Here is a 3,178-nt window from a genome sequence, read left to right as displayed (position 1 = left end):
GTCGTCCGTGCCGGAGGGGCCGGGGCCGGAGGGACCGGGCCGGGGGCCGGCTACGGCCTGGTGAAGGTGTAGTGGGTGACGCCGCTCGGACTGGTCACCGCCTCGGTGCGGAAGCGCCGCTCCAGCCCTTCGAGTCCGCCCCAGAGCGGCTCCCCCCGGCCGAGCAGCACCGGCACCACGACCACGTGCAGGTGGTCGACCAGATCGGCCTCCAGGAAGGCCCGGACGGTGCTCGGGCCGCCGCCGATCCGCACGTCCAGGCCGCCGGCCACCTCCCGGGCCCGGCGCAGCGCCTCCTCGGGGGAGGCGTCGAGGAAGTGGAAGACCGTCCCGCCGTCCATCTCCAGGGAGGGGCGCGGGTGGTGGGTGAGCACGAAGACCGGGGTGTGGAACGGCGGGTTCGGCCCCCACCAGCCCCGCCAGTCCTCGTCCTGCCAGGGGCCGCGCTGCGGGCCGAACTTGTTGCGGCCCATGATCTCCGCGCCGATGCCGTCGCCCCAGGTGCGGGCCATCGCGTCGTCCACGCCGGTGTCTCCGCCCTCCTTGCCGTTCATCCGCCGGAACGTCCGGGTGTCGAAGAACCAGCGGTGCAGCCGGTCGGCGGCGTGGCCGAACGGCGCGTCGAGGCTCTGGCCCTCGCCCGTGCCGTAGCCGTCCAGGGAGATCGAGAAGTTGTGGACCCGGACCAGGGACATCGGTTCCTCCGCCGCTCTGCGCGCCTCACGCGTGTCTCGGGTGCGAACCGCCCGCACCCCGCGCCTGGGCCAAACTAGCCTGGAGCCACCGAACCCCGACGTTCCGTCACCGTCCTCGGGCGTGGCGGGTGCGGCGGATGGGGAGCGCGTGGAGGAAGGGGAGGGGAGCGGGGGAGAAGCGGTGCAGCCGTCACGCTATTGTCGTGCCTTCTTCATCCTGAGCACGCCCGGGCGGGCGATGCTTCGTCAGGCTGCCCGGGAGCAGGGCGGCCGGCATCCCATGACTTGGGGGGACCGTTCCGATGACCGTACGCCGCACCCTGACCGGATTCCTGGCCGCCGGCCTGATCGCCGCCGCGGCGGCGCTGATCCCGACCGCCCCGGCGGACGCCACCACGGGCGGGTCGGGTGACCTGCCGTTCGGCTCCGCGACCACCGTCGGCCTGCACAACACCTACGACCCGGCCGCGTTCCCGTACCTCGCCCAGGGCCTGGACACCGGCACCGGCATGATCGAGCTGGACCTCTGGCCGAACGTCTTCACCAAGACGTGGCAGGTCAGCCACTCCAACCCGTTCGGCAACTCCAACAACTGCACCGCCGCGAGCACCCCCGCGCAGCTCTATGCGGGCGGCACCGACCAGAACCTGGAGAGCTGCCTGGACGACGTCCGGGTCTGGCTCGGGGCGCACCCGGGCGCCGGGCCGCTGGTGATCAAACTGGAGCTCAAGCCGGGCTACTCGGCCAACCTCGGCATGGGCCCGGACCAGCTGGACGCGCTGATCGCCCAGCACCTCGGCTCCGCCGTGCTGCGCCCGGCCGACCTGCTGGCCAGGCCCGGCGGCGGCTCGTACGCGAGCGTCGACGAGGCGGTGCGGGCGGGCAACTGGCCGAGCCGCTCGGCGCTGGCCGGGAAGGTGCTGCTGTACGCGATCCCGGGCACGGTCGAGCTCGGCAACCCCTTCGACACCCTGCACACCGACGTCGAGCAGGGCCGGCACCTGCGCGACCTGGCGGCGGCCGGCCGGATCGGCCAGGCGCAGGTGTTCCCCTCCGTGCTCGGCGCCGCCACCGGCGACCCGCGCGGCCAGTACACCGGGGCGGACGCCTCGATCCGGCCCTGGTTCGTGGTCTTCGACGGTGATGCCTCCACCTACGTCAGGACCGTCGACACCGCCTGGTACGACAACGCCCACTACCTGCTGGTGATGACGGACTCCCACCTGGTCGCGCCGGAGATCAGCGGCACGGACCCGACCGCGGACCAGGCGCGGGCCCGCACCGAGCAGCTGGCGAAGGCGCACGCGAGCATCGTCTCCAGCGACTGGCGCAGGCTCCCGGCGGTGCAGGCGCTGGTGCTGTCGCGCGGCTGAGGCCGGCCCGGCGGCTGACCGGGCCGAGGCCCTGACGGGTACGTCGAGTTGACCGGAGGTGAAGAGTTGGAACGGGGCTTCCGATGGCTCCCGACCGTCGCCATCCTGGTTGTCATGACCCGAACTCTACGCGCGTGGAAGACCCGCGTCGCCGCCACCGCCGCCGTTGCCCTGGTCACCCTCGCGCCGATCGCCGTCGCGACCGAGGCGCAGGCCGCGGTGAGCGGCTCGGTGTGCCTGTCCGCCCTGCCCTCCCAGGCCGGCACCACCCTCGACCTGATCGCCTCCGGCGGTCCCTTCCCGTACAGCCAGGACGGCGTCGTCTTCCAGAACCGGGAGCGCGTGCTGCCCGCGCAGTCCTCCGGCTACTACCACGAGTACACCGTGGTCACCCCGGGCTCGCCGACCCGCGGCGCCCGTCGCATCGTCACCGGCAAGCAGTACCACGAGGACTACTACACCGCCGACCACTACGTGACCTTCCGCAAGATCAACTTCGGCTGCTGAACCGGCCACCGCTCACCGCTCCACCGATCATCGTTCCACCGATCACCGCTCCACCGGGCACCTCCGGGGCCCCGGCGCCGCACCCCGCGCCGGGGCCCCGGGCGCGTCCGATAGCGTCGGGGCGTCCGGCAACGACTCCTGGAGGTTCCCGTGCCGCAGATCCTGGTCGACCACTCGGCCGAACTCGACTTCGACCGGGCGGCGCTGGCCGCCGAGGTCCACCAGGCGATCACCGAGGTGATCGACACCACGGTGGCGGACTGCAAGACGCTCTTCCGCCCCGTCGGCCGGCACCACGTCGGCGACGGGACGAGCGGCGAGGCCGTGGTGCTGGTCGAGGTGAAGATCCTGGCCGGCCGCAGTGCCGAGCAGCGCGCCGAACTGACCGCCCGGGTGCTCGCCGCCCTGCGCGCCCGGATCGACCGGCCCGCCGCCATCGGCGTCCAGGTCACCGAACTCGACCGGGACACCTACCGGTTCGTCCACCACCCCGGCCACTGAGCCGCGAACTCCGAGTCCTGGACTCCGAGCCCTGCCACCGAGTCCCGTCCGCCGGGCGGGGTCCGGGGAACGGCGGCGGGGGGGGGGGGCGGGGGGCGGCGG

At 73.3% G+C, this 3,178-nt stretch carries 4 protein-coding genes; 3 read left to right on the top strand and 1 reads right to left on the bottom strand.

Annotated features, from left to right (window positions below):
- Nucleotides 1-50: 50 nt before the first annotated feature.
- Nucleotides 51-695, bottom strand: a complete 645-nt coding sequence (locus ACWGKU_RS40755) for a dihydrofolate reductase family protein (RefSeq protein ID WP_452180836.1) — start codon at nt 693-695, stop codon at nt 51-53.
- Nucleotides 696-997: 302 nt separating this feature from the next.
- Between ACWGKU_RS40755 and ACWGKU_RS40750 the strand changes: the two genes are divergently transcribed.
- The 3 genes from ACWGKU_RS40750 to ACWGKU_RS40740 all read left to right on the top strand — a co-directional run bounded on the left by ACWGKU_RS40750 (nt 998) and on the right by ACWGKU_RS40740 (nt 3,076).
- Nucleotides 998-2,068, top strand: coding sequence for a phosphatidylinositol-specific phospholipase C domain-containing protein (locus ACWGKU_RS40750; protein WP_401054958.1), 1,071 nt, complete (start codon nt 998-1,000; stop codon nt 2,066-2,068).
- A 114-nt stretch (nt 2,069-2,182) separates the two neighbouring features.
- The gene (locus tag ACWGKU_RS40745) at nt 2,183-2,575 is read left to right on the top strand and encodes a ribonuclease (RefSeq protein ID WP_359915598.1); all 393 of its coding nucleotides are present in this window, start codon (nt 2,183-2,185) and stop codon (nt 2,573-2,575) included.
- A 150-nt stretch (nt 2,576-2,725) separates the two neighbouring features.
- A complete protein-coding gene (locus ACWGKU_RS40740) occupies nt 2,726-3,076 on the top strand; it encodes a 5-carboxymethyl-2-hydroxymuconate Delta-isomerase (protein ID WP_401054959.1) in 351 nt (116 codons plus the stop codon).
- The last annotated feature ends 102 nt before the right edge of the window (nt 3,077-3,178 follow it).

The sequence above is a fragment of the Kitasatospora sp. NPDC054768 genome, from assembly GCF_053612025.1.
Note: the sequence above shows the minus strand (reverse complement) of the source record. Positions and strands in the feature narration are given on the sequence as shown.